Source organism: Erythrobacter sp. Dej080120_24, assembly GCF_036322605.1.
Lineage (GTDB): Bacteria > Pseudomonadota > Alphaproteobacteria > Sphingomonadales > Sphingomonadaceae > Erythrobacter > Erythrobacter aurantius.
Map to the genome: position 1 here is coordinate 2,227,167 of NZ_AP027262.1, position 22,799 is coordinate 2,249,965.

The 22,799-nt window shown below is 60.4% G+C and carries 22 protein-coding genes and 1 tRNA gene; 11 read left to right on the top strand and 12 right to left on the bottom strand.

Going from position 1 to position 22,799, the window contains the following annotated elements; genetic code table 11:
- Positions 1-60: 60 nt before the first annotated feature.
- Complete coding sequence (locus tag AABA34_RS10675; protein ID WP_338302593.1) at positions 61-702, top strand: carbonic anhydrase; 642 nt, start codon at positions 61-63, stop codon at positions 700-702.
- Positions 703-742: 40 nt separating this feature from the next.
- On the top strand, positions 743-1,471 hold the full coding sequence (locus AABA34_RS10680; protein ID WP_338302594.1) for an NYN domain-containing protein: 729 nt from the start codon (positions 743-745) through the stop codon (positions 1,469-1,471).
- Between the two features lie 71 nt (positions 1,472-1,542).
- Here the strand turns inward: AABA34_RS10680 and AABA34_RS10685 are convergent, their stop codons facing one another.
- Positions 1,543-2,907, bottom strand: coding sequence for a hypothetical protein (locus AABA34_RS10685; protein ID WP_338302595.1), 1,365 nt, complete (start codon positions 2,905-2,907; stop codon positions 1,543-1,545).
- Between the two features lie 348 nt (positions 2,908-3,255).
- On the opposite strand from AABA34_RS10685, the gene gyrA reads away from it, so the two are divergent.
- A complete protein-coding gene (gene gyrA, locus AABA34_RS10690) occupies positions 3,256-6,030 on the top strand; it encodes a DNA gyrase subunit A (protein WP_338302596.1) in 2,775 nt (924 codons plus the stop codon).
- Between the two features lie 55 nt (positions 6,031-6,085).
- Positions 6,086-6,913, top strand: coding sequence for a TauD/TfdA dioxygenase family protein (locus AABA34_RS10695; RefSeq protein ID WP_338302597.1), 828 nt, complete (start codon positions 6,086-6,088; stop codon positions 6,911-6,913).
- Between the two features lie 6 nt (positions 6,914-6,919).
- On the opposite strand, the gene AABA34_RS10700 is transcribed toward AABA34_RS10695, so the two are convergent.
- Positions 6,920-7,570: a lysoplasmalogenase family protein gene (locus AABA34_RS10700; RefSeq protein ID WP_338302598.1), complete on the bottom strand. Its 651-nt coding sequence runs from the start codon at positions 7,568-7,570 to the stop codon at positions 6,920-6,922.
- Between the two features lie 63 nt (positions 7,571-7,633).
- Here AABA34_RS10700 and trmFO point away from each other — a divergent pair, with 63 nt between their 5' ends.
- Complete coding sequence (trmFO, locus tag AABA34_RS10705; protein ID WP_338302599.1) at positions 7,634-9,019, top strand: methylenetetrahydrofolate--tRNA-(uracil(54)-C(5))-methyltransferase (FADH(2)-oxidizing) TrmFO; 1,386 nt, start codon at positions 7,634-7,636, stop codon at positions 9,017-9,019.
- Between the two features lies 1 nt (position 9,020).
- On the opposite strand, the gene AABA34_RS10710 is transcribed toward trmFO, so the two are convergent.
- Positions 9,021-9,485 carry an EF-hand domain-containing protein gene (locus AABA34_RS10710; RefSeq protein WP_338302600.1) on the bottom strand — a complete coding sequence of 155 codons (465 nt, stop codon included), beginning with the start codon at positions 9,483-9,485 and terminating at the stop codon, positions 9,021-9,023.
- 41 nt (positions 9,486-9,526) lie between these two features.
- Positions 9,527-10,180 carry a hypothetical protein gene (locus AABA34_RS10715; RefSeq protein WP_338302601.1) on the bottom strand — a complete coding sequence of 218 codons (654 nt, stop codon included), beginning with the start codon at positions 10,178-10,180 and terminating at the stop codon, positions 9,527-9,529.
- A 215-nt stretch (positions 10,181-10,395) separates the two neighbouring features.
- On the opposite strand from AABA34_RS10715, the gene AABA34_RS10720 reads away from it, so the two are divergent.
- From AABA34_RS10720 to AABA34_RS10730, 3 genes are read left to right on the top strand one after another with little or no spacing between them, the layout of a single operon-like run.
- Positions 10,396-12,339 (top strand): TadE/TadG family type IV pilus assembly protein, encoded by a 1,944-nt coding sequence (locus AABA34_RS10720; protein WP_338302602.1) that lies wholly within the window; start codon positions 10,396-10,398, stop codon positions 12,337-12,339.
- On the top strand, positions 12,336-12,935 hold the full coding sequence (locus AABA34_RS10725) for a TadE/TadG family type IV pilus assembly protein (protein WP_338302603.1): 600 nt from the start codon (positions 12,336-12,338) through the stop codon (positions 12,933-12,935). Before AABA34_RS10720 ends, AABA34_RS10725 begins: the two co-directional genes overlap by 4 nt.
- On the top strand, positions 12,932-13,630 hold the full coding sequence (locus tag AABA34_RS10730; RefSeq protein ID WP_338302604.1) for a TadE/TadG family type IV pilus assembly protein: 699 nt from the start codon (positions 12,932-12,934) through the stop codon (positions 13,628-13,630). Before AABA34_RS10725 ends, AABA34_RS10730 begins: the two co-directional genes overlap by 4 nt.
- A gap of 50 nt (positions 13,631-13,680) precedes the next feature.
- Here the strand turns inward: AABA34_RS10730 and AABA34_RS10735 are convergent, their stop codons facing one another.
- The 4 genes from AABA34_RS10735 to AABA34_RS10750 form a co-directional block, all read right to left on the bottom strand.
- The gene (locus AABA34_RS10735) at positions 13,681-15,036 is read right to left on the bottom strand and encodes a pyruvate dehydrogenase complex E1 component subunit beta (RefSeq protein ID WP_338302605.1); all 1,356 of its coding nucleotides are present in this window, start codon (positions 15,034-15,036) and stop codon (positions 13,681-13,683) included.
- On the bottom strand, positions 15,036-16,136 hold the full coding sequence (gene pdhA / locus AABA34_RS10740; protein WP_338302606.1) for a pyruvate dehydrogenase (acetyl-transferring) E1 component subunit alpha: 1,101 nt from the start codon (positions 16,134-16,136) through the stop codon (positions 15,036-15,038). The genes AABA34_RS10735 and pdhA overlap by 1 nt, the downstream gene beginning before the upstream one ends.
- A gap of 170 nt (positions 16,137-16,306) precedes the next feature.
- Positions 16,307-16,606, bottom strand: a complete 300-nt coding sequence (locus tag AABA34_RS10745; protein ID WP_338302607.1) for an FtsB family cell division protein — start codon at positions 16,604-16,606, stop codon at positions 16,307-16,309.
- 96 nt (positions 16,607-16,702) lie between these two features.
- The gene (locus AABA34_RS10750) at positions 16,703-17,863 is read right to left on the bottom strand and encodes an acyl-CoA dehydrogenase family protein (RefSeq protein ID WP_338302608.1); all 1,161 of its coding nucleotides are present in this window, start codon (positions 17,861-17,863) and stop codon (positions 16,703-16,705) included.
- Positions 17,864-18,006: 143 nt separating this feature from the next.
- Between AABA34_RS10750 and AABA34_RS10755 the strand changes: the two genes are divergently transcribed.
- Positions 18,007-18,921, top strand: a complete 915-nt coding sequence (locus tag AABA34_RS10755) for a haloalkane dehalogenase (protein ID WP_338302609.1) — start codon at positions 18,007-18,009, stop codon at positions 18,919-18,921.
- A 62-nt stretch (positions 18,922-18,983) separates the two neighbouring features.
- Positions 18,984-20,123 (top strand): MFS transporter, encoded by a 1,140-nt coding sequence (locus tag AABA34_RS10760; protein ID WP_338302610.1) that lies wholly within the window; start codon positions 18,984-18,986, stop codon positions 20,121-20,123.
- A gap of 1 nt (position 20,124) precedes the next feature.
- On the opposite strand, the gene AABA34_RS10765 is transcribed toward AABA34_RS10760, so the two are convergent.
- The 4 genes from AABA34_RS10765 to grxC form a co-directional block, all read right to left on the bottom strand.
- A tRNA-Arg gene (locus AABA34_RS10765) sits at positions 20,125-20,201 on the bottom strand.
- Positions 20,202-20,336: 135 nt separating this feature from the next.
- Positions 20,337-20,819: a DUF1178 family protein gene (locus tag AABA34_RS10770; protein WP_338302611.1), complete on the bottom strand. Its 483-nt coding sequence runs from the start codon at positions 20,817-20,819 to the stop codon at positions 20,337-20,339.
- Positions 20,820-20,825: 6 nt separating this feature from the next.
- Positions 20,826-21,644 carry a carbon-nitrogen hydrolase family protein gene (locus AABA34_RS10775; RefSeq protein WP_338302612.1) on the bottom strand — a complete coding sequence of 273 codons (819 nt, stop codon included), beginning with the start codon at positions 21,642-21,644 and terminating at the stop codon, positions 20,826-20,828.
- On the bottom strand, positions 21,645-21,908 hold the full coding sequence (gene grxC, locus AABA34_RS10780) for a glutaredoxin 3 (RefSeq protein WP_034954108.1): 264 nt from the start codon (positions 21,906-21,908) through the stop codon (positions 21,645-21,647).
- Positions 21,909-22,085: 177 nt separating this feature from the next.
- Between grxC and AABA34_RS10785 the strand changes: the two genes are divergently transcribed.
- Entirely contained in the window at positions 22,086-22,586 is a 501-nt protein-coding gene (locus AABA34_RS10785; RefSeq protein ID WP_338302613.1) for an Hsp20 family protein, read from the top strand.
- The last annotated feature ends 213 nt before the right edge of the window (positions 22,587-22,799 follow it).

The following is a 22,799-nucleotide window of genomic DNA, read 5'->3' on the forward strand; positions in this document are numbered from 1 at the left end:
CAGCCTTGAACTTGATGGGCACCGGGTGTTTAGGCTGAACGCCGGGAAGGGAAAATCGAAATGCCTGAATATGCCGAGCTGTTGAAAGGCTACCGCCGGTTCCGCGAGGAAACCTATCCGCGCCAGCGTGCGCGGTTTGACCAGACAGCGGTGGAAGGTCAGCATCCCAAACTGATGATCATCGGCTGTTCGGATAGCCGGGTTGATCCGGCAGTGATTTTCGATGTCGATCCGGGCGATATCTTCGTTGTCCGCAATGTCGCAGCCCTCGTGCCTCCGTACGAAACCTCTCCGGGCTATCACGGCGTATCAGCGGCAGTGGAATTCGCGGTGCAGATACTCGAAGTGCGCCAGATCGTCGTGATGGGACACGGTCGCTGCGGCGGGTGCAAAGCCGCGCTCAGCCAGAGTTTCGAGACCAAGCCTCATGGAGAGGGCGCCTTTATCGCCAACTGGATCGAACTGCTGGGCGAAGCGCGCGAACCGGTCGCCCGCAAGCACGGTGTCACCGGGCGCAAGGCGGAACTGGCAATGGAATTCGCCGCAATCCGGCAAAGCCTCAAGAACCTGCGCACCTTCCCGTGGCTCGCCGAAAAGGAAGCGGCAGGGCAGATCAAGCTGCGCGGCGCGCATTTTTCGATCAGCGAGGGCGTGCTTTATTCGCTGGACGAAGAGACGGGCGAATTCCTGCCCGAGGATTAAGCGCTTGCCCCGCCCCTGCCCCCGGCCCATGTAATCCACCATGGCTCAAACCGAACTCAAGAACATCGCCCTGCTGATCGATGCCGACAACACCACACCGGACGGCATTGACCCAGTGCTGACGGTGATGGCCGAACTGGGGCAGGTCAACATCCGCCGGGCTTATGGCAATTTTGCCAAGGACAACCTCGCGCGCTGGGGCACGATCAGCAACAAGTTCGGCATTCGCCCGCAACAGCAGTTCGACGTGTCGAAAGGGAAGAACGCCACCGACATGGCGATGACGATCGATGCGATTGACCTACTGTATCAGGGCAAGGTCGATGGCTTCGGGATCATGACATCCGACAGCGACTTTACCCCGCTCGTCACGCGGCTTCGGCAGGACGGCATTATCGTTTATGGCTTTGGCGAAGCGAAAACGCCCGAAGCGTTCAAATCGGTGTGCACCCGGTTTATCGACATCAAGCAATTGATCGCCAATTACGCGGCCGAAAAGGACGGGAATGCGAAGGGTGACAAGACCGGAAAAGCCGGAGCAGTCGATCAGGATTTGATGGAATTGATCACGGCTGCCTATTCCGAGGCGAAACGCGACGAAAAAGGCTTTGCGCGGCTGCATCAGGTTGGACAGATTGCTGGCAACCGTTCCAGTTTCGACGTCCGGAACTATGGCTTCAAGAGCTTGTCGGAATTGTTCGGCACGCTCGACAATTTTGCGATGGAACGGCGCGAGGACAATCAGGTCTACGTCAAACGGCTGCGTTGACTGTCCTTCATACAAAGAAAAAGGGCGCCGGAAGCAATTCCGGCGCCCCTGATCTGATCTAGGCAAATCGATTACATTGCCATTGCCGGAGCAGCCGCGCCTTCCTTTTCGTCGGCATAAGCAGCCCACAGCATCGCGATCGGCATGCGGGTGCCCGTCACGCGGCCAAGTGCCGTGCGCGCGGCATCAAACTTGCCCAGTTCGATTTGGGCAACCGCCAGACGGATGAGGGCCTCATTGGTATCGACACCCGGCATGGTCAGTGCGCGCTCGTAAAACCGCTCTGCCTTGGTGAAATCGTCGTAGCTGAGGAACGCACCGGCCGCAGCCATCACGGTACGCAGGCCCGCGTCAGCCGCCATTGCATCACGCTCAAGCGCCGGAAGATCGGCACGGTCGCTCTGGATACGACCCGATGCAACTTGTTCGGCTTCGGTGATGAACAGGTTGCTGGAGGTGATGACTCCGGCCGCCTTGCCTTCGTCGATAACGTCCTTGACTTCCTTGGGAAGACGGCGGGGATCCGCTGCTTCGACGTAATAGTCATAATCCGAGGCATCCTGCAGGGCATCGACACGGCGCGCCAGACGGAACAGGTCAAGGATTTCGCCAGGCTGGAACGTGTTGAGATTGCGCGTCAGGTTGACGGCATCACGCCAGTTGTTGCTGGTGGGAAACTCGCCGATCCACATGGTCACGAAATCATAGACCTGCGGCACGCTCTGGTTCTCGTAAGCCACGGTGACGCCACGACGATACCACTGCTCCTCAACGGCAAGACCCTGGGCCTTTCGATCGGTGATTGCCTTCTTGAGGTATTCGTAGCCCTGGGCGAGATCATTCGACGCGAAGAAGCTTTCCGCCATCGCGATTTCGAGATCGGAACGCCCGATGGTCTCCGTGGTGAAGTTGTTATCGATCGCTCCCTGCAGATAGCGCCGCCCCTTGGCGTAATCGCGCTGTTCGTTGGCGAGCTGGTAGGCGATGAAGTTATAGCGTCCGGCCTGCTCAGCCGGAACCTTGCCGCTCGCGACCATCAGTTCCATGCCCTGAAGCTGAAGCCCGCGGTCGGAACCCTTTACCCCTGCATTGAAGACCAGGCCGCCGCCGGCGATCTTTTCATCAGCGGTGTTGAGCAGCGGGATCAGCGCGTCGATCTGAGGACGGAGCGCCGCAACGCTGGCGCCTTCGGCCTTGAGCGCTTCGTCGAGCGGGACATAGGCCGCGCGGAACGCGTCGGAATAGCCACCGCCATCCTGTTCTTGTGCAGCCTGCCCGCGATCGCGATCGCGATCCCGGTCACGCTCGCGCTCACGGGGAGCGCGCTGCGCGTTCGCTTCAACCGGGATAACAGCCGTTGCAACAACTGCGGCACCGGTTGCCAGCGAAATGGCAAGTGCGAGCGAGGAAGCGCGCTTGCGCAAGAAAAGGGTCATTCGGGGTACCTCCTGTCGGTGTTCCGCGCCGCATTTATTCATGTGGGGTGCGGCGCTTTCAAATTCTGGGCGGCTCCATGAACGAGAGCGTGCCTTTTTGCAATTCGTTCCTAGGTGGAACGGGCTGAACGAGGATTGAATGGATCGCACGATTGGTTCGCGTCTGCGCAATATCCGTAAAGCCATACGGCCGATTCCCCCACACCGTCCCGGAAAGCCCGCCAAGTGTGGAAAAAGCCGCCTTTCTGCGAAGTTTGCAGCCCCTTCGAGTGGCGAAACCCGGCGCGAGCACCTAGATTGAAGCCTCGCGAAACGCACTGAAAACGACAACCAGAAACGGCTGCACCTTTGAGCGACGATACCGAAATCCTTGAACCCTCGGCACCTTCACCTTCGGGCGAATATGAACGCATCGACATCGTCGATGAGATGAAGACGAGCTATCTCGATTACGCGATGAGCGTGATCGTGTCGCGCGCGCTTCCCGATGTGCGCGACGGTTTGAAGCCGGTGCACCGGCGCATTCTTTATGCCAGCAAGCTCGGCAATTTCGTCGCTGGTCGCCCCTTTGTGAAAAGCGCCAAGATCGTAGGCGACGTCATGGGTGATTTCCACCCGCACGGCGACAGCGCGATCTATGATGCCCTCGCCCGGCTGACGCAGCCTTGGTCGATGCGCGTGCCGTTGATCGATGGTCAGGGCAACTTCGGGTCGATGGACCCCGATCCGCCAGCTTCAATGCGCTATACCGAAGCAAGGCTGGCGCGGGTGGCTGACACTCTGCTCGACGATCTCGACAAGGACACGATCGATTTCGTCCCCAACTATGACGGGCGCAAGCAGGAACCGTCGGTCCTGCCTGCGCGCTTCCCCAATCTGCTCGTAAATGGCGCAGGCGGCATCGCCGTCGGCATGGCGACGAATGTTCCCCCGCATAATCTGGGTGAAGTCATCGACGGCTGCCTTGCCTTCATGGACAATCCGGCGATCACTTCAGAGGAATTGATCGAATACATTCCCGGCCCCGATTTCCCCACGGCTCCGCTGATCCTCGGTACCAGCGGGGCAAAGGCGGCATACACCACCGGTCGCGGATCGATCCTGATGCGCTGCCGTCACGAGATCGAGACTTCGCGCGGGGACCGTGAAAGCATCGTCTTCACCTCGATCCCCTATCAGGTCGGCAAGGCCGGTCTGGTCGAAAAGATCGCCGAAGCCGCCAAGGAAAAACGGATCGAGGGCATTTCAGATATCCGCGACGAAAGCTCGCGCTCGGGCGTGCGGGTGGTGATCGATCTGAAACGGGATGCCACAGCGGAAGTCGTCTTGAACCAGATTTGGCGGCACACTCCGGCACAGGCCAGCTTCCCGGCAAACATGCTCGCCATTCGCGGCGGACGGCCCGAAGTGCTGATGCTTCGCGACTTCATTCAGGCGTTCATCAGCTTCCGCGAAGAAGTCATCACCCGGCGCACCAAGTTCGAGCTCGCCAAGGCACGCGATCGCGCGCACATCTTGCTGGGTCTGGTGGTCGCGGTGTCCAATCTCGACGAGGTCGTTGCGATCATTCGCGGCTCGCCCAATCCTGCCACCGCCCGTGAGCGTATGCTGGCGAAGGAATGGCCGATCGGCGACATCGCCCAGTATATCAAGCTGGTCGAGGCGATCGAACCGAGCAAGGATCAGGAAGGCGGCACCTATCGCCTGTCCGAACGGCAGGTGAAGGCCATTCTCGACCTCCGCCTGCATCGCCTTACCGCACTGGGCCGTGACGAAATCGGTGATGAACTGGCCGAACTCGCCAGCAGGATCGAGGAATACCTCGCGATCCTCGCCGACCGGGCGAAGCTGTATCAGGTCATGCGCGAGGAGCTGGAGGAAATCCGGGCTACCTATGCGACCCCGCGTGTGTCCGAAATCGCCCCCGCTTGGGACGGACTCGATGACGAAGACCTGATCGAACGCGACGACATGGTCGTAACAGTCACGCTGGACGGCTACATCAAGCGCACTCCGCTTTCCACCTTCCGCGCACAGAACCGCGGCGGGAAAGGGCGAGCGGGCATGTCCACGAAGGACGAGGATGCCATTGCGGAGATGTTCGTCACTTCGACGCACAATCCGGTGCTGTTCTTCTCGACCGCGGGGAAGGTCTATCGTCTCAAGGTCTGGAAACTGCCCGAAGGCGGCCCGGCTACGCGCGGTCGGCCAATCGTCAACATGCTGCCGGCGCTCGACGATGGCGAGACGATCCAGACCGTTCTTCCCCTGCCCGAAGACGAGACCGAATGGGGCGCTCTGTCCGTCGTGTTCGCCACGGCAAAGGGCAATGTCCGGCGCAACAGCATGGATGCCTTCACCAACATCCCCTCGAACGGCAAGTTCGCGATGAAATTCGAGGAAGACAGCGATGATCGCCTGATCGGCGTGCGGCTTGTCGCAGCGGGCGATGACGTGATGCTTGCCTCCAAATCGGGCAAGGCGATCCGTTTCCCGGCCGAGGATGTACGCGAATTCACCTCACGCACATCAACTGGGGTGCGCGGCATGAAGCTGGCCGACGGGGACGAAGTGGTTTCGCTTTCCACCCTCGGCGCGACCGGGACGACGCAGGAAGAGCGCGAACAATATCTGCGCTTTGCCCCTTGGAAGGGTGACAAGGAAGGCGAGCCCGACCTTCCGGCAGACCGCTTTGCCGAGCTTGAGGCGAAGGAACAATTCATCCTCACCGTTTGCGCCAATGGCTATGGCAAGGTGTCGAGCTCTTACGATTATCGTCGTATCGGTCGTGGCGGTCAGGGCGTGGTCAATATCGACAACATCGCCCGCAACGGCCCCGTTGTCGCCAGCTTCCCCGTGAAGTCGGGCGAGCAGCTGATGCTGGTGACCGATCAGGCCAAATTGATCCGCATCGGGCTCGAAAGCCTGCGCGTCATGGGGCGCAACACCGCCGGTGTCCGTCTGTTCAACGTGGGCAAGAACGAACACGTCGTCAGCGCGGTGAAGATCGACGAAACCGAGGAACCCGAAAACGAAGCCGAAGAGGCTATCGTCGAGGAAATGGTTGAACGGCGCGGGGGCGGTGACGAAACCGGGCCGGAAGAACCGACCATCGCCGATTGATTGATCTTGCCCCTCTCCCGGCTCCGTCCTAACTTTTCGGGCGAGGGAGAAGGGAATGATCGTTGAACCATCGGGGCAATCCTGCGGCGCCATAGTGCGCGGCGTCGATTTGGCCGGAGAACTCGACACGCAATTGGTCGCGGACATCCGCAAGGCGTGGCTTGATCACAAGGTTCTGGCGTTCGTCGATCAGCAGATGGACGACGATGCTCTGGAGCGTTTTACCCTCTCCATGGGTGAATTCGGCGAGGATCCGTTCTTCGATCCGATCGCCGGGCGCAAGAACATCGCCGCGATCCTGCGCGAAGCGGATGAAAAGACGGCGCTGTTCGCGGACAACTGGCATTCGGACTGGAGCTTCCTGCCGGAACCGCCGTCTGCCACTTGCCTGATGGCGGTGGATATTCCCCCGGTCGGCGGGGATACACTGTTCAGCAATCAGGCAATGGCCTTTGCCGCCTTGCCAGAGGCGCGCAAGCAGGATCTGCGGGCGATCACCGCGATCCATTCCGCGCGCCGGGGTTATGCGCCGGACGGGGTTTATGGTGACAAGGACCAAGGGCGCAGCATGGCAATCCGCCCCGGTGAAGCCGCCATGGCCACGTATTCGCACCCGCTTGTCCGGGTGCACCCCGAAACGGGTGAGGAGGTGCTGTTCTTCTCGATTGCCTACACCATCGGGTTCGAAGGAATGGACGAAGCCGAAGCGATGGCATTGACCCTGGAACTGCATCAATGGTGCGAGCAGGAACGGTTTGTCTTTCGCCACAAATGGGCGCCCGGAATGCTGCTGATGTGGGACAACCGGTGTCTCAATCACCGCGCGACGGGAGGTTACGAGGGGTACCGCCGCGAGCTACACCGCACGACGATTGCAGCTTGAGCGGGATCAGCGCGCCGCGTTTTCGCCCCTGAGCGTCTGGACTACACCGGTCGCAATCATGAACTGGCCCGAGTAATAAAGCGGCCAGATCAGGTAATCAGGCAGCACACCCAGATCGAAACTGCCCATCCGGCTGAAGATCAGCCAGTCGCTGATCACGAACAGAACCGCCCCTGCCCCGACGCGGTAACGCGGGAAACGGCTGCTCCATGCGGCTGCTGCCATCACTGCGAGGAACAGGGCATAGACGGCGATGTCGATCCGCCCGCTCAGCAGGTATGAAACAGTCGGTGTGGCGACCAGCAAGACCAGCGAGAGCATCACCTGGCTCGGGCTTGTGCGATCACGCCGGTTGCGCAGGTAAAGCACGACGGCAACCGCGTGAGAGGCCGCGAAAAGCGCCCCGCCCACATCAAACGCCAGTTCCAGCGTCATGTCCGCCGCAGCCGACAATGCCAGCGCCAGCGTAAGGATCGCGCCATCTATTCCGGATGTGCGTTGCCATGCATAGACGGCCAGAAAACCGACCCCGGCACCTTTGAGCAATATCTGCCAAAATTCGCCCAGCGCGCTGCCGGTGACAAAGTAAAAGGCGATCGACGCAGCGAGGCTCGCCAGCAGCCATGGGCGATGTTCGATGAGAGCGCGCTTGGCCAAAATGTCTCCCTTCCCGCAACTGCGTCCTTGCCGCGGCGCTACCACGCAATTACCTCGCGCTCCATGACCAAGACTGATCAAAGCTACGATGTCCACATTATCGGCGGCGGACTGGCCGGATCCGAAGCGGCGTGGCAACTGGCGCGGCGCGGTGTGCGCGTGCGGCTTTCGGAAATGCGCGGCAGCGGTGAAATGACACCAGCGCACCAGACCGATGGCCTGGCTGAACTGGTGTGCTCCAATTCCTTCCGCTCGGACGACGATACGAAAAACGCGGTCGGCCTTTTGCACCACGAGATGCGCGAACTCGACAGCATCGTCATGCGCGCAGGCGAAGTCGCAAGGGTGCCCGCAGGCAGCGCGATGGCGGTGGACCGGGATGTCTTTTCCGCAGAAGTGCAAAAGACGCTGAGCGAACATCCCAATGTCACCATCGTGCGCGAACGGATCGACACGCTGCCTGACGCCGGGTTGACGATTGTCGCCACCGGCCCTCTGACGGCAGAGGCACTTGCAGGGAGCATAGTTGCTGCGACAGGGCAGGAACGGCTCGCCTTCTTCGATGCCATTGCTCCCATCGTCCACCGCGACAGCATCGACATGTCGAAATGCTGGATCCAGTCGCGCTGGAACAAGCGCACCGAGGCATCCAACGAGGATGGCGATTACATCAACTGCCCGATGACTAAGGAGCAGTACCTCGCCTTTCATCAGGGATTGATGGATGGCGAAAAAACCGAATTCCGCGAATGGGAAAAAGACACGCCCTATTTCGACGGCTGTATGCCGATCGAGGTGATGGCCGCCAGGGGCGTCGAGACTTTGCGGTACGGGCCGATGAAGGGCGTTGGACTCGACAATCCCTATGACACCACGCCCGAACACCCGCAGGGACGCTGGCCCTATGCCGTGGTGCAATTGCGGCAGGACAACAAGCTGGGCACGCTGTGGAACATGGTCGGCTTCCAGACGAAGCTGAAATATGGCGCACAAATAGAGCTGTTCCGTACCATTCCGGGTTTGGAAAATGCGGAATTCGCTCGGCTCGGGGGATTGCATCGCAACACATTTCTCAATTCCCCGCAGGTGCTGGATCGGCAGCTTCGCCTCCGCGCCGCTCCGCATATCCGTTTTGCCGGACAGGTGACGGGCTGCGAAGGCTATATCGAAAGCGCGGCTATCGGGCTGGTCGCAGGCATGATGGCCGCTGCGGAACTGGGCGGGCGAGAATGGAGCCCCCTGCCCTCCACCACGGCGCTCGGCGCACTGCTAAGCCATATTACGGGCGATGCAGAGGCCGAAACCTTCCAACCTATGAACGTCAATTTCGGACTGTTCCCGCCCTTGCACGATGTGAAGAAGAAGCAGCGCAAAGAAGCCTATACCGACAGGGCAAAGGCCGACTTGCAGCAATGGATCAGCGCCAACAGCGAGCCTGTTCCGGCCTAAATCAGCACCGGCAAGCAGGTGCTCGCCGCTGTGGTCGGGGCGCAGAGGTCGCGAATTCTGCCGGGGTCAGCTCGTCATTGCCGTTCGCGTCCATCTCGCGGAAGCGTTCCGACGTGGTGATCGCCCATTCCTCGAATGTGAGCAGGTTGTTGCCGTCGGTATCGAGCTTGCGAAAGGCATCTGCCCGGGTCGAGAGCATTTCATTTCGGGTAATGATCCGGTCGCGGTTGCGATCATAGCGGAAGAAGCGCCGCTCCTCACGCGTGAGTTCGCTGGCCTCGGGTGGAGCCGGACCGATCATTTCTCCCGGATCAGCGGCTGGCAGCTGGTCGGGATCGGGCGCTGCTTCTTCGGCATCGGGCGGCGGCGGTGCGTTCATTTCCACCTGTGCGCGGCCCTGCCACCAGAACACACCGACCCCGGCCAGCAACAGCCCTACGAAAACCCCCAAGACAGCTTGACGCATTCGACCCTCGCGACCCAGTAGGCCTAAGGGAATACACGTATTTAGCGACCGAAGATAGCCGCCCGGGCAGCGGCAATCGAGGCTCCCCTTCCCTCCATCAAGGGTCGTCCTCCGCGCCTGAGCGAACGCCGGGCAAGCGCGTCGAGTACAGCCAACCCGCGCAAGGACCGGGGCAGGCGCACTGCCTTACGATTTGCGCTGGCAAGATCGAGCAGCATCCTTCGCTCGGTTCCATCGGGTATGTGGACCGCCGCATCCACCAGCGCCCAGCGCCGAGCGGCGGCATCGACCGAACTTGCATTCGAGGCTTCGGCCATCTGGCCCATCGCGACAAACGGGGCCGTGCGTCCTTGAGCGAAGGCCGATGCACCTGCCTCGTCCAACTCCTCGGCGAGCATGAATTCCCACCCGTCCACCAAAGCGATCAGCGCATGTTCGCACCCTTGCCAATGCACGCCGATCCCGTCGAGTACCGCATCACCCGCAGGCCGATGTTCGGGGGTATTGGCAAGCTGCTCGCGCCACCACGCGAGGCGCATCTGGCCCAGCATCGGCTCGCTCGTACCCGCCACGATCCGGGCAAGACGCATATCGAGCTCAAGGAATATCGTTAACGCGGGCCGCCATTCCAGTATCGAATGGGCCACGGCCAACTGCGCCTCGACAGGTAGGCTCTCGGAAGATTCATCAACCATCAGGCGGGCTGCTAGCCTCGGGCAGACGGGTCTTGTCAAGCATCCTCCACGCTTAACCTGCGCATTCCAGAGAAGTTAAACCTCTACCCCCTTGGTAACATTGCGTTTACCATGCTGCTTCGCAAAGTGCTTACCAGCAATGCGCTAATGCCCTCAGTCTGTTTGATATTTCTGCATGTTTGTGTGCCGAAAACAGACCTGAGGACGCGCAACCCATGGGCCACGAAACCGAACGCCAATCGTTTTTCCGCCGGATCGCCAAGGACGCGACGGCTAACACGATGGCAATCTCAGCCGCATCGCTCGTCCCGCTGATGGCAATGGTCGGCGGAGGCGTCGATGCGAGCCGTTACTACATGGCGGAATCCCGGCTTCAGGCCGCTTGTGACGCCGGCGCACTTGCTGCCCGTCGCGCGATGGCGGATGATACGTTCACGACCGAGCATCGCACCATCGGCAACCAGTTCTTCGATCAGAACTTTCCCAACGGCACCTTCGGATCGACCGAACGCACCCGCAGCTATGTCGGCACAAGTGATGGCGAAGTGAACGGCACGGCAAGCGTCAAGCTGCCTTCGACTATCATGGGCGCTTTCGGTTATGAGGAATTCGACATCAGTGTCGATTGCACGGCCGACATCAACATTTCGAACACGGATATCATGTTCGTGCTCGACACCACCGGTTCGATGGCGTGGCGCCCGAACGGCACGAACTGCGGCAGTGCAGGCGGTTTCTGGACCGAGTGCACCGACTCCCGAATGGCGGGCCTGCGCGATGCGGTGATGACGTTCTATGACACCGTAGAAGACGCCACTTCGAACAGTGCGCAGGTGCGCTACGGCATCGTCCCTTACTCCTCGTCGGTCAACGTCGGCGCCGAATTGATAGCGGCCAATCCGAGCTGGATGGCATCGAGCCACACCTATCAATCGCGCGAGGGCGATTATGTCCTTGGTGATTGGGAAACCACTTCGACATCCTATTTCCGCACCAGCGGTGCGTTCAACTGGCGCTATCAGGGGGAGTACGAGGAAAAGCTGAAGAAGGTCAGCGAATCCGAATGCGATGACGCCATTGCCACACGATTTGACATCTATCACAGTTCAAATCAGTCTGGCTGGACCTTGGTATCACAGAACGGAAACAATCCCAGAACGACAAACTATACTGGGACTGTGACTTACGAATATTATTCGGATGTAGGCAATTCCTCCTACAAGAAAAAGAAAAAGGAATGTCGCGTCGATCTCGAATATTGGCTTTACGATGCGACGTCGAACATCGTCGTCTCCGAAGAGCGCGAGGAATCTTTCGAGTGGGTTTACAAGCCTGTCAGCTATAACCTGACTTCGCTCTATGACGACAATTCGATGCAGGTCCCCACGGGATGGAACCTGGCCAACGAAACCGTAACCTGGGAAGGTTGCATCGAGGAAGCCAGCACCGTCGCCGTAGCGAACTTCAATCCGATTCCTTCGGGGGCCAAGGACCTGAACATCAATCTGGTGCCTTCCAACGATTCCGAAAGATGGAAGCCGGCGATCAGAGACCTTGTCTGGATGCGGCGCGATGGTTCGAACAACAACACGCTCAACGAGGTGCGCAGGACGAACAACGAACCGCGACCGGGCTATTACTGCCCCGAACCGGCGTTCCGTCTTGATGATCTGACCCGCAGCGAGCTTCAGACCTATGTCAACGGGCTTCGTCCGAATGGCGCGACCTATCACGACATCGGCATGATCTGGGGCGCGCGTTTCATCACGCCGCGTGGCATCTTTGCCACTGACAATGCGACAGCGCCCAACGGCGACGCGATTGCCCGCCACATCATCTTCATGACCGATGGTGAGTTGTCGCCGAGTATCACAACCTATACGCCTTATGGCACGCAGTGGTGGGACCGCCGCATCCACGATGGTACTGACAGCACCCAGATCTTCAACAATCACGCCGAGCGTTTCCAGGCTGCATGTCGCGCCGCACGGCAGGAAAACATGTCTGTCTGGGTCGTCGCCTTCGGTACCAACCTGACGCAGAACCTGATCGATTGCGCCAGTCCGGGTCGAGCCTTCTCCGCCGCAGACTCTGCCGCGCTGGAGACGACCTTCCGTGAAATTGCCCAGCGCATCGCCGCACTGAGGTTGACGCAATGATCGGCAAGGCAATCTTCAATCGCCTGCTCCGCGACGAAGAGGGTGCGACGCTGACCGAATTCGGTTTCGTCGCCCCCATCCTGATCCTTCTGATCATGGGGATCTTCGACATGGCGCATTCGCAATACACCTCGGCGCTGATGAATGGCGCGATGCAGGATGCTGCGCGCGACCTTACGCTTGAAACCGCAGGCAGCCAGCAATCCAACATCGACCAGCGCGTCATTGCAGCGGTTTCGGATGTGACCCCGGCTACGGCGACAGTCACGCTTGAAAAGCTCTCGCACTTCGACTTCAGCGATATCGGTGAGGCAGAGGAATTTGCCGACGATAACGGTGACGGGGTCTGTAACGACAACGAAGTCTTCGTCGACGTCAACGAGAACGGCCAGTGGGATGCCGATCGCGGGCAGACAGGCATCGGTGGCGCGCGCGATGCCGTGCTCTACACCGCTGTCGTAACCTATCCGCGCCTGTTCCCGATGTACGGCCTTGCCGGAATGCCGCAGGACGTGACGCTGCGCGCTTCGACCGTGCTTCGCAACCAGCCCTTCGACGAGCAAGACCGCTCGACAAGCACAGGAAACTGCCCGTGAAGAAGATCATGAACCGCATCGGCTCGTGCAAGCGGGCCATGGGCCGCATTTCGTCGGATCTGCGCGATTGCACGTCGGGCGTGGCGATGGTGGAATTCGCCTTCTCCGCGCCAATCGTGCTCAGCCTTGGCCTGATGGGTACGGAAACCGCCAATTTCACGATCACGCACATGATGATCAGCCAGGTCGCGATGCAGGTGGCAGATAACACCTCGCGTGTCGGCGAAACCGATGTGCTTGTCGCTCGCAAGGTTTACGAAGACGACATCAATGAAGCCTTCGTCGGTGCCGAAAAGCTTGGTGCACCTTATGCCATCTTTGAGAACGGCCGGATCGTTGTATCGAGCCTGCAGATGAATTCCGATGGCGGACAATGGATCGCATGGCAACGCTGCCGCGGCGCTAAAAACTTTGAATCCGAGTACGGGACGCAAGGAACGGGTGCCAGCGGAACGAGCTTCCTTGGCATGGGCTCTCCGCGCATTCGGGCAAGTTCCGGCACGGCAGTGATGTTCGTGGAGGTATCCTACACCTATCAGCCGATCACGCCGATCGACTTCTTCGGCCCGACCGAGATCGAATACACTGCTGCGTTCAACATTCGCGATTCACGCGATCTGACGCAGCTGTACCAGACAAACCCTGCCTCACCTGTGTCGAGCTGCAACGACTATTCGGCTGCCCGTCCTACTTGATGGAAGATTTGCGGGAGGCGCGCCGATAGCGGACGCCTCCCGGTAATCCCTTATTTGTAGCAGACCTTGCGCACCGCCTCGACAATGCGCGGTGCATCGATCAGCGCCAGCTTCTCGAGGTTGGCCGCATAGGGCAGCGGCACATCTTCGTTGCAGACGCGCAGCACCGGCGCATCGAGGTGGTCAAAGCCCTCTTCCATGCAGATCGCGATGATCTCGCTGGCGATGGAACAGGTCGGCCAGCCTTCTTCCGCGACCACCAGACGGTTGGTCTTGGCAAGGCTCTTAAGCACGGTTTCCTTGTCGAGCGGACGCAGCGTCCGCAGGTCGATCACTTCGGCATCGATGCCCTGCTCGGCCAGCTCCGCTGCGGCTTCGAGCGCAAGCCCGGCGCCGAGCGAATAGGTCACGATGGTTGCGTCCTTGCCCTCGCGCACGATCCGCGCCTTCCCGATGGGCAGGACGTGATCATCGACATCAGGAACGTCGAAGCTGCGGCCATAAACCAGCTCGTTTTCAAGGAAAACGACCGGGTCCTCTGAACGGATTGCGGCCTTCATCAGTCCCTTTGCATCGGAGCTGTCATAGGGAGCGATCACGATCAGGCCGGGAACGCTGGCGTACCACGGGCCATAGTTCTGGCTGTGCTGCGCGCCCACGCGGCTTGCTGCGCCGTTGGGGCCGCGGAACACGATCGGACACCGCATCTGGCCGCCCGACATATAGTTCGTCTTGGCTGCCGAGTTGATGATGTGGTCAATCGCCTGCATCGCGAAATTGAAGGTCATGAACTCCACGATCGGGCGAAGGCCGCCCATCGCCGCGCCCGCACCGATACCGGCAAAACCGTATTCGGTAATCGGGGTGTCGATCACGCGCTTCGGCCCGAATTCGGCGAGCAGGCCCTGCGTCACCTTGTACGCACCCTGGTATTCGGCGACTTCTTCACCCATCACGAAAACGCGCGGATCGCGGCGCATTTCTTCGGCCATGCCATCGCGCAGCGCCTCGCGAACCGTGGTGCTGGCGAAGCTGGTGCCGGCGGGAATTTCTGGGTCGCTCGCAGGAGCCGCGCTGACAGGCTTTTCCGCCTTCGCGGCGGGTGCCGGAGCGGGAGCAGGCGTTTCCGCCGGAGCGGGCGCCGCCGCTTCGCCAGCGTCATCGCCCTCGCCTTCCATATATGCGATCACCGTGCCGACAGCGACGTTCTCTGTACCCTCAGCAACGAGGATCTTCGAAAGCACACCTTCGTCGATGGCTTCGAATTCCATCGTCGCCTTGTCTGTTTCGATCTCGGCGATGATGTCGCCGGGTTCGATTGTATCGCCTTCCGACTTCAGCCAGCGGGCGAGCGTGCCTTCTTCCATGGTCGGCGAAAGCGCGGGCATTTTGAGTTCGATAGCCATCAGTAGTTCTCCACCAGAACGTCGGTGTAGAGCTCGGAGGGCTCCGGCTCGGGCGAGCTTTCGGCAAAGTCGGCTGCTTCGGACACTATCTTGCGAATATCCTTGTCGATGGCTTTCAGGTCATCTTCCGAATGACCGGCTTCGATCAGCGTCTTCTTCAGCCGCTCGATCGGGTCGTAATGGTCGCGCTGCTCCTGCACTTCTTCGCGGGTGCGATATTTTGCAGGGTCGGACATGGAGTGGCCGCGATAGCGATAGGTGTTGAGTTCCATCAGAACCGGGCCCTTGCCGTCGCGGACATGCTTGAACGCGACTTCAGCGGCGGCGCGCACTTCAAGGACGTTCATGCCGTCTACTTCCATGCCCGGAATCCGGAACGCGGTGCCGCGGCGGTAGAAACGGGTTTCGGCAGAGCTGCGCTTGGTCGCGGTGCCCATCGCGTACTGGTTATCTTCCACCACGAACACGATCGGCAGGTTCCAGAGCGCGGCCATGTTGAAGGTTTCGTAGACCTGCCCCTGGTTGGCCGCGCCGTCTCCGAAATAGGCGAGGCACAACCCGCCGTCTTCTTTGTACTGGTGCGCCAGCGCAAGGCCACCGCCCAGCGCCACCTGCGCGCCGACGATGCCGTGGCCGCCGTAGAATTTGTGTTCGGTGCTGAACATGTGCATCGAGCCGCCCTTGCCGCGCGAGATGCCGGACTCGCGGCCCGTCAGTTCGGCCATAATGACCTTGGGATCGATGCCATAGGCCAGCATGTGGCCGTGATCGCGGTATCCGGTGATCACGCTGTCACGATCATTGTCGAGCGCGCTCTGAAGGCCGATCGCGACCGCTTCCTGCCCGATGTAGAGGTGGCAGAAACCGCCAATCAGGCCGAGACCATAAAGCTGGCCGGCCTTTTCCTCGAACCGGCGGATCAGCAACATCTGGCGATAGAATTCGAGCATCTGCTCACCGCTCGCGGCGTAGGTCTTTTCCGCCTCGAATTCTTCCTGCAGCGAATGCAGGATGAAATCCGGATCGTCAGATGGTGCGGCGGATGCCGCCGGGGTCGCCTTTTTCGCGGCGGCCCTGCTGGCTGCTGGTTTCTTGGCCAAGATATGATCCCTTCTCTCGTGTTCGCGCGCGCAGTCCGGGGAGGAGGTTGCACACGGCCCTCACAAGGTTCCTATAACTACGGTTTCGCACGTGACGCAACGGCAACCAGCGGGTTGGTCGTGTAATTTACCGATCTGGTTAGAATGGAAAAACCGCCGGGAAAAAGCGGTTATTCGTCGTCCAGCGTGATGACGATTTCGTCCGGGTGGATAACCCCCAGATCCTTGCGCACCAGTTCGCTGACGAGGTCAGGGTCCGCACCCTCCGGATCAAGCAGTTCGACCCGGTTGCGCAATGCGTCGCGCTTTTCCTTAAGCACCGCGATCCGCGCCTTGCGCTGTTCCAGCGCCTCGGCATTTTCGGCCCAGGAAAGCAGACCCGTAGGCCCGGCAATCGCGGCCACGGTCAGGAAAACGAGCACGGCAAGCGCCAGTGCCTGTTTTACATGTTCCCGCGGCGGTTTGTGCATTTGTCCGAAGCCCCTGATCCTATCAGACAGAATCATAGTTAACCCCGCCGCGCAAGAAAAATGCGCCGGGCAGTGCAAAATCGTCTGATTTTCTGTTCAGTAAGAGCGCGGCAGGCCGAGAACATGCTCAGCCAGATAGGAAAGGATCAGGTTCGTCGAGATCGGTGCAACCGTATACAGGCGCGCTTCGCGGAACTTGCGCTCCACATCATATTCCTCGGCAAAGCCGAAGCCGCCGAAGGTCTGGACGCACATGTCCGCCGCCGCCCAGCTTGCTTCGGACGCGAGCAGTTTGGCCATGTTCGCCTCTTCGCCCGGATTGCCGCCTTCGTCGTAAACCTGCGCCGCGTGGTGCACCATCAGCTCGGCTGCGCGCATCTGGGCATAGCAACGTGCGATCGGGAACTGCACGCCCTGATTCTGGCCGATAGGCCGGGCAAAGACGGTGCGGTCATTGGCATAGGTGCGCGCCTGTTCGATGAACCATTTGGCATCGCCGATGCACTCCGCCGCGATCAGGATGCGTTCCGCGTTCATGCCTGAAAGGATGTAGCGGAACCCCTTCCCTTCCTCACCGACCAGTGCGGATGCGGGAATGCGCAGATCGTCAAAGAACACCTCGCACGAAGAATGGTTCATCATCGTGCGGATCGGCTTGATGCTCATGCCGTTCTTCAGCGCGGCCTGCATGTCGACGAGGAAGATCGACAGGCCTTCCGTCTTCTTTTCAACCTTGTCGCGCGGGGTTGTCCGGGCGAGCAGCAGCATGAGGTCGGAATGTTCGGCCCGGCTCGTCCAGATCTTCTGGCCCGAGATCACATATTCATCCCCGTCCCGTACCGCGCGTGTTTTCAGGCTGAGCGTGTCGGTGCCGCTGGTAGGTTCGGACACGCCAAAGGCCTGAAGGCGCAATTCCCCGCTGGCGATGCGAGGGAGATACTGCGCCTTCTGCTCGTCCGAGCCATACCGCAGCAGCGTGTTCATGATGTACATCTGCGCATGAGCCGACGACCCGTTGCAGCCCGATGCCTGGATTTCCTCCATGATCACCGCCGCAGCATCAAGGCTGAGCCCGCTGCCGCCATATTCCACCGGGATCAGCGCGGCCAGAAAACCGGCCTTTGTCAAAGCATCGACGAATTCGCCCGGATATTCGCGCGCTGCATCCTTCGTGCGCCAGTATTCGCCCGGAAAATCATCGCACAGGGCGCGCACGGCGCGGCGGATTTCGGCGAGTTCTTCGCTTTCGGCTTTCATCGCGATCCTTCATTCATTTGGCCGTGGCTGCTTGCCCGGAGCATCGCGCCAAGTCCACCTGATCGATTTGCTAATCGGTTTCTGCCCTAGCCGATAGGTTTTTTCATGCTACCCATTTGCGCGAGAGACAGGAGACGATTCCGATGCAAGTGCTGAAGACCGATCTGGCGCGTTTCGCCGATATTCCCGACTATCCCTTTGCCGAAAACTGGATCACCATTGATCTGGGCGAAGGTTTCTCGGGACAGATGCACTATCTCGACGAAGGGCCGAAAGACGCGCCACCGCTGCTGCTGTTCCATGGCGAACCGAGCTGGAGCTTCCTCTATCGCAAGATGATCCCGCTGTTGGTGGATGCAGGCTTTCGCTGCCTTGCGCCGGACCTGATCGGCTTCGGCAAAAGCGACAAGCCCGATGATCAGGCGTTCTACACCTATGATCGCCACGTGAGCTGGCTCAAGCAGTGGCGCGATGCCGTGGTGCCACAAACGGCGGCACTGTTCTGCCAGGATTGGGGCGGGTTGCTCGGCCTGCGCATGGTCGGCGAAGAGCCGGGCAGGTTTTCCTGCGTGGTTGCCAGCAACACATTCCTGCCGACCGGCGGCGGTCAGGCCTCGCCCGGTTTCCTCGCATGGCGGGAATTTGCGCGCGTCTCCCCCGATTTCGTGATCGGCGACATCCTTCAACGCGCCACCCAGACAGAACGCAGCGCAGGCGAGGTCGCGGCCTATAACGCCCCCTTCCCCGACGAAGCCTCCAAGGCAGGGGCGCGGGCCTTCCCGCAGCTTGTCCCGGTGGAGGATGACAAGCCCGGCGTCGACGCCAACAAGGCCGCATGGGAAGGACTGGCCGCTTTCGACAAACCTTTCCTCACCCTGTTCGGCGAAGATGATCCCGTATTGGGCAAGGCTGGGCCATTGCTGGCAGGCCGGATCAAGGGTGCGGAAGGGATGCCCCATGCAATGCTTTCCACTTGCGGCCACTTCAGCCAGGAAGATCGCCCCGCCGAACTGGCCCTGGGGATGATCGAAACCGCGAAGAAGGCGGGCTTCCTCTGAACGCGACCAATGCCCAAACGAACCCCGGTTATCTGAGCCGGGGCCAGGAATATGCGCTGGCGGTGACGGTCGCGGTCGTCACCGCCAATGCCTATTACATCCACCCGATCATCGGCGAAGTCGCGCGCGGGTTCGGCGTGGGAGAGGCCGAGATCGGGATCGTGCCCGCGCTCAACCAGCTGGCCTTGGCGCTGGGCATTCTGCTGCTGCTGCCTCTGGGCGATCGATATTCGAACAAGACGCTGTGCATCGCATTTGTCAGTGCGCAAACGCTGTTCCTGCTGGGCATGGCTGTGGCGCAAGGGTTTGCGTTGTTCACGCTGGCTTCGACCCTTCTCGGGTTCGTCACCATTGCGCCTTACCTAATCCCCGCCTTCGCATCGAAACGCGTTGCGCCAGAGCGGTTGGGCCAAGTCACCGCCCTGCTCACCGCCGGGGTGATTTTCGGCATTCTGGTGGCGCGGGTGGGATCGGGGATCGTCACCGAGGCCCTTGGCTGGCGCACGGTGTACTGGTGCGCCTTCGCATTGATGGCGGGCGTCACCCTTTTGCTGCCGATCACCCTGCGCAGTGAAGGGAGTGCCGCGAAGGTGCCGAGCAGCAGTTACGGCCAATTGCTCGTCTCGGTCTTCACCCTGAGCCGCGCCAACCGCGACGTGATGATTTCGGCGGTGATACAGGGGTTCAACTTCGCATCCTTCACCGCGACATGGCTGGCGCTCGCACTGCATCTGACCAGCGACGAACTGGGATACGGGGTGGACACGGTCGGCTATCTGGCCGGGATCGCGGCGATCAGCATTTTCTCCACGCCGCGCCTCGGCAAATGGGCCGACCGAGTAGGGCCGCGCCGCGCGCGCCTGATCGCGGCTTGCGTCCAGCTTCTCGGCACCGTGCTGATGTATCCGCTGGGCTGGAGCGTGTGGACGGTGCTGGTGCCGCTGCTGCTGGTTAATATTGTCGGGCCAAGCGTGGACGTGACCGGGCGCATGACGATCCTGTCGCTCGATCCGGCGATCCGGACCAGACTGACGACAAGCTATATCGTCATGATGTTCATCGGCGGTGCGATCGGCAGTATTCTCGGCACCGCGATCTACGATTGGGGCGGATGGATCGGCACGTGCGGATTGTTGATGGCGATTTCATGCAGCGTCCTGGTGCTCAGCTGGATAGCGTTGCGGCGGCACGAAAACGGATAGTTGGTGACCCCGGCGCGATTCGAACGCGCGGCCCTCAGATTAGGAATCTGATGCTCTATCCTGCTGAGCTACGGGGTCCCGAGGCCTTCAATAGCATTACCAATCGGTCGCGCAAGCGACCGCAAGCGTGAATGCGGGCCCCGCAGCGGGCGCTGCTTTGCTGCGCGCCTAGCGAGGAGGTCGCCCGGATGGGCGAACATACAAACAAGGGCTTCAATTCAGTTCGTCAGGGGGAGTAAATGGGGCCAGCAGCGGGGCGACGGGCACGCCTTCGTCGAGCAATTCCTGCGCTTCCTTGAGCGTCGCCTTGCCGTGGATCGCTTCGAGATCCTTGTCGCCGTAATGCATGGCGCGCGCTTCATCGGCGAGTTTGTCTCCGACGTACCGGCTTTGCTTCAAAGCCTTGGCCTGAGCCTCCGCCAGAGCGCGCATCGCCTTCAGCACTTCGGGCGGGATCGAGCCGCCCGCCATCATGCCGTCACCGGATTCCGCAGGGGCCTGCACCGGGCGAGTATCACCGCGCTGATTGCCCTTTACCGGAACAGCCGGAGCCATCGGCGCCTTGCCGACCTCTGCCGATCCGCATTCGGGGCAGGTGACAAGCCCGCGCGCCTGCTGCTCCTCATAATCCGAGGAGGAGCCGAACCACCCTTCGAACCGGTGGCCGCGGGGGCAATGAAGGTCGAAAACGATCATGCCGCGCTAATTGGGAATTTTGCGGGCATTGGCAAGGCTGGGGACTTGCGCTCGCACTTCGGCGATGCGTCTAAGGTCGATGTCGCAGAAGCCGAGGCCCGGCCCTTCCCCGCCCATGTCGAGCAGCACCTCTCCCCACGGATCGACGACAAGGCTGTGGCCATAGGTTTCGCGCCCGTCCTCGTGCTGGCCCACTTGCGCGGCGGCGATGACAAAGGCCTGCGCCTCGATCGCGCGGGCGCGGAGCATGACGTGCCAATGCGCGGCGCCAGTAGGACGGGTGAAAGCGGCCGGGACCGCAATCGCATCGCAGCGCCGCTTCCCAAGCGCGGAGAACAGATCGGGGAAGCGCAGGTCGTAACAGATGGTGAGGCCAAGGCGGCCCAGCGGTGTGCCGTCGATCGTCACCACTTCCTGACCCGGCTGATAGGCGTTGCTTTCACGCCAGCTTTCACCATTGGCGAGGTCCACGTCGAACATGTGGATCTTGTCGTAAGTGACGGGATTCTCGTTGTCCTGCCGGAAATAGTGCGACCGGTTCGCCGATTTTCCGGTGCAGAAAGGAACAGCCATTGAACCAAGAGCCAAGTCGATCTGCCACTTGGCAGACATCAGGGCCAATTCGTCGATAACGGATTGCTCGTAATCTTCGTTGATCCACTGCGCTGCACGCCGCCGATCACGGTCCAGCAAAACCGACATTTCCGGAGTGAACAGCACCTCGGCGTCGTTCTCTGCCGCCTGACGTATCGCAGCAATGATGGCGGCAATGTTTGCCTCCGGGTCGATGCCCGAAGTCATCTGAAGAACGGCAATTTTAGTCATTCAACCCGCCAGAAGCGCGTCGAGTTCACCCGCTTCTTCAAGCGCGGCGAGATCGTCCGATCCGCCGACATGGGTATCGCCGATGAATATCTGCGGCACGGTGCGCGCTTGCGGTGCACGGGCGAGCATCTCTTCGCGCTTCGGCCCGCCAAGCGTGATGTCGTATTCGTTGAATTCGACGCCCTTCTTTTGCAGCAGATGCTTGGCCCGGACGCAAAAGGGGCAGGCGAACTTGGTGTAGATGTCGATTGTCGGCGTGCTCATGTTCCATCCCGTTCGGCCCCGGCTCAGGACCTCTTGAAAGCCTTTGTACCACACCTAATTAAGATCTGTCGCCGGGTTCCGCCAGTGTTTGGGGAACAGCTACCGGCGGCACAATGCGGATGCTGCATGAGGCAGGTCCGCAACCAACAAATTGCTCAGATGAAGAGGATTTGAATTATGTCACGTCTTGATTTCACCCCCTATCGCCGCAGCACCGTCGGTTTTGACCGGCTTTTCGACCTGCTCGAAAATCAGGCGCGCGCGAACACGGGTGACAACTATCCCCCTTTCAACATCGCGCGCCGTGGTGAGGACAATTACCGCATCACTCTGGCAATCGCCGGTTTCCGTCCTCAGGATATCGATATCACCGCGCAGCAGAACCTGCTGACCGTACAAGGCAAGAAGCGCGACGAAGTCGACGACGGTTCCGAATTGCTGCACGTCGGGATCGCCAATCGCGGATTTGAACGCCGATTTGAACTGGCCGATTATGTCCGGGTCGAAAACGCCGATCTGGCCGATGGATTGCTGATCATCGACTTGGTGCGCGAAGTGCCCGAAGCGATGAAGCCGAAGAAGATTGCCGTGAACGGCGGCACCCGGCTGACCGCGGTTCCGACAAGCAATGGCGAAGCAAAGGATGCCGAAGGCAAGGACGCCGCCGACGCGGCCTGACCTGCAAAAGGCACGCGCATCAATATCTTGATGCTGCCAATTCACAATCGAAGTTGAAATTAAGTGGGGGCTGTCCTTTCGGACAAGCCCCCGCGACACATGGTCGCCTCGACCGATTATGACCGTCCGGGTCGCAGAAGACGGTCAACTCCGGTGCGAGCTCGTTGCAGCCTTGCTGTAAAGCGCCAGATACCTGGCCTGCTGCGAAACCCT

What these genes read in the sequence shown, in the direction of transcription:
- AABA34_RS10745 (WP_338302607.1), bottom strand. Translation starts at nt 16,606, where the DNA reads ATGCACAAACCGCCGCGGGAACATGTAAAACAGGCACTGGCGCTTGCC.
- AABA34_RS10680 (WP_338302594.1), top strand. Translation starts at nt 743, where the DNA reads ATGGCTCAAACCGAACTCAAGAACATCGCCCTGCTGATCGATGCCGAC.
- grxC (WP_034954108.1), bottom strand. Translation starts at nt 21,908, where the DNA reads ATGAGCACGCCGACAATCGACATCTACACCAAGTTCGCCTGCCCCTTT.
- trmFO (WP_338302599.1), top strand. Translation starts at nt 7,634, where the DNA reads ATGACCAAGACTGATCAAAGCTACGATGTCCACATTATCGGCGGCGGA.
- AABA34_RS10755 (WP_338302609.1), top strand. Translation starts at nt 18,007, where the DNA reads ATGCAAGTGCTGAAGACCGATCTGGCGCGTTTCGCCGATATTCCCGAC.
- AABA34_RS10750 (WP_338302608.1), bottom strand. Translation starts at nt 17,863, where the DNA reads ATGAAAGCCGAAAGCGAAGAACTCGCCGAAATCCGCCGCGCCGTGCGC.
- AABA34_RS10715 (WP_338302601.1), bottom strand. Translation starts at nt 10,180, where the DNA reads ATGGTTGATGAATCTTCCGAGAGCCTACCTGTCGAGGCGCAGTTGGCC.
- AABA34_RS10695 (WP_338302597.1), top strand. Translation starts at nt 6,086, where the DNA reads ATGATCGTTGAACCATCGGGGCAATCCTGCGGCGCCATAGTGCGCGGC.
- AABA34_RS10770 (WP_338302611.1), bottom strand. Translation starts at nt 20,819, where the DNA reads ATGATCGTTTTCGACCTTCATTGCCCCCGCGGCCACCGGTTCGAAGGG.
- AABA34_RS10775 (WP_338302612.1), bottom strand. Translation starts at nt 21,644, where the DNA reads ATGACTAAAATTGCCGTTCTTCAGATGACTTCGGGCATCGACCCGGAG.
- AABA34_RS10685 (WP_338302595.1), bottom strand. Translation starts at nt 2,907, where the DNA reads ATGACCCTTTTCTTGCGCAAGCGCGCTTCCTCGCTCGCACTTGCCATT.
- AABA34_RS10675 (WP_338302593.1), top strand. Translation starts at nt 61, where the DNA reads ATGCCTGAATATGCCGAGCTGTTGAAAGGCTACCGCCGGTTCCGCGAG.
- AABA34_RS10720 (WP_338302602.1), top strand. Translation starts at nt 10,396, where the DNA reads ATGGGCCACGAAACCGAACGCCAATCGTTTTTCCGCCGGATCGCCAAG.
- AABA34_RS10710 (WP_338302600.1), bottom strand. Translation starts at nt 9,485, where the DNA reads ATGCGTCAAGCTGTCTTGGGGGTTTTCGTAGGGCTGTTGCTGGCCGGG.
- AABA34_RS10735 (WP_338302605.1), bottom strand. Translation starts at nt 15,036, where the DNA reads ATGGCTATCGAACTCAAAATGCCCGCGCTTTCGCCGACCATGGAAGAA.
- AABA34_RS10785 (WP_338302613.1), top strand. Translation starts at nt 22,086, where the DNA reads ATGTCACGTCTTGATTTCACCCCCTATCGCCGCAGCACCGTCGGTTTT.
- AABA34_RS10725 (WP_338302603.1), top strand. Translation starts at nt 12,336, where the DNA reads ATGATCGGCAAGGCAATCTTCAATCGCCTGCTCCGCGACGAAGAGGGT.